This window comes from Albidovulum sp., assembly GCF_049646345.1.
Classification (GTDB): domain Bacteria; phylum Pseudomonadota; class Alphaproteobacteria; order Rhodobacterales; family Rhodobacteraceae; genus Albidovulum.
The window spans coordinates 1-2,012 of the sequence record NZ_JBARVQ010000621.1 but is presented as its reverse complement, the minus strand read 5'-3'; the positions used below and the strand labels follow the sequence as shown (position 1 = coordinate 2,012).

The 2,012-nt window shown below is 59.3% G+C and carries 2 protein-coding genes; both read right to left on the bottom strand.

All coding sequences use genetic code 11. The features are described 5' to 3' along the window. Nucleotides 1-93: 93 nt before the first annotated feature. Complete coding sequence (gene ccrA / locus WBB85_RS16215) at nt 94-1,386, bottom strand: crotonyl-CoA carboxylase/reductase (RefSeq protein ID WP_432639634.1); 1,293 nt, start codon at nt 1,384-1,386, stop codon at nt 94-96. Nucleotides 1,387-1,523: 137 nt separating this feature from the next. Continuing rightward, nucleotides 1,524-1,847 (bottom strand): hypothetical protein, encoded by a 324-nt coding sequence (locus WBB85_RS16210; RefSeq protein ID WP_432639633.1) that lies wholly within the window; start codon nt 1,845-1,847, stop codon nt 1,524-1,526. Between the last annotated feature and the right edge of the window lie 165 nt (nt 1,848-2,012).

Sequence of the window (2,012 nt, the reverse complement as noted above, 5' to 3'; positions counted from 1 at the left end):
GCCATTCTGTATCCGGTTGAGAAACAATGAAAAAAAAACCGCCCGACTGGTGAAGGTCGGGCGGTCTCGGTTCTCAGCCTTGAAGCAGCGTGGTTAAGATTGCGCGCCAGCCTCGATCACGTCTTCCAGCGTCCGCAATCCCGCTTTCGGGGCCTGAACCAGCACCGCCATATTGCCGGGCTTATGCTCATTGCGGCGCATCTTCATGTGAGCGGCGGGAATCTCCGCCCAGGGGAAGACCTCTGACATGCAGGGATCAAGACGGCGTTCCAGCATCAGCTTGTTGGCAGCTGCGGCCTGTTTGAGATTGGCGAAATGCGACCCCTGAACCCGCTTCTGATGCATCCAGAGATAGCGGACATCGAAGGTCAGGTTGTAACCGGTCGTCCCGGCGCAGATCACGACCATGCCGCCGCGCTTGACCACGAAGACAGAGACCGGAAAAGTCGCTTCGCCCGGATGCTCGAACACCATGTCGACATTGTTGCCTTTGCCGGTGATCTCCCAGATCGCCTTGCCGAACTTGCGGGTCTCGTCGAACCACGCCTTGTATTCGGGCGTATTGACCTTGGGCATCTGGCCCCAGCATTTGAAATCCTTGCGGTTGATGACGCCTTTCGCTCCAAGGCTCATGACGAAATCACGCTTGTCCTCTTCCGAGATCACGCCGATGGCATTGGCCCCGGCCGCGTTGATCAGCTGGATTGCGTAGGACCCAAGACCACCGGACGCGCCCCAGACCAGCACATTGTCACCGGGTTTCAGGATATGGGGCCGATGCCCGAACAGCATCCGGTAGGCAGTGGCAAGCGTCAGGGTATAGCAGGCGCTTTCTTCCCAGGTCAGGTGCTTGGGGCGATGCATCAGCTGTTGCGCCTGAACCCGCGTAAACTGGGCGAACGACCCGTCCGGGGTCTCGTAACCCCAGATGCGCTGACTGGGCGAAAACATCGGATCGCCGCCGTTGCATTCTTCGTCATCGCCGTCGTCCTGGTTGCAGTGCACCACGACCTCATCGCCGACCTTCCAGCGCTTCACCTTGTCTCCCACCGCCCAGACGATGCCGGCCGCATCCGAGCCCGCGATGTGATAGTCCGCCTTGTGGCCGTCAAAGGGCGAGATCGGAATGCCCAGCGCAGCCCAGACTCCGTTGTAATTGACCCCTGCGGCCATCACCAGAACCAGAACCTCGTGGCTGTCGATGCTCGGCGTTTCGACCACTTCGACCTGCATCGCGGTATCCGGCTCGCCATGGCGTTCGCGCCGGATCGCCCAGGCATACATCTGCTTGGGCACATGGCCGAGCGGTGGCATCTGACCCACTTCATATAAGTCCTGCATCGGCGCGTCATATGCTGCGGGCGCGGAATTCGTGTCGAGTGCCATCATTGCCTCCGAAGCTCCAAAATAGTGCCGCAGCGCAGAATCGCATACGGCGTCCGAATTTGGATACCGACGAAAAAGTAATTATGCAACCATCTGAGGATCATTTTTGTAATTTAATAACCGAGCGAACGCAGCATTTACGCTGCGCATGCGGCAACAAGATGCTCTATCGAGGCGGCGTAATAGTGCAGCAGGGCGTGGTCCCCGGCGGCGATGTGAATTTCGCCGTTCTCTTCGCGGACCAGTTGCCGCATCAGCAGATGATTGACGGCATTGTCGACTTCGGTGGCGATATCGCCATTGAAAAGGTCGACATGGGCGCCGGTCTTCTCAAGGCGACCCACCTCTGAGGCTACCCGGTCGACAAGGTCCTGACGGGATAACGGCCCCGCCGCTTCCAGCAGGCAGGTCGCCACCATCGGGATCGGCAGCACCGGCATGATCGTGCGAATTCGCCGCATCAACTCCTGACCGATTTCCTTCGTCGGGTCGCCGAAGCTGGGGCTTCTGAACTACATCATTTCGGATTTCGAGCCGGGCAAGAGCCGGGATGTGGTTTTCGTGCCGGTCGCGCTGAACTATGACAGGGTTCTTGAAGACCGCGTTCTGGTCGCGGCCGCCGGTGC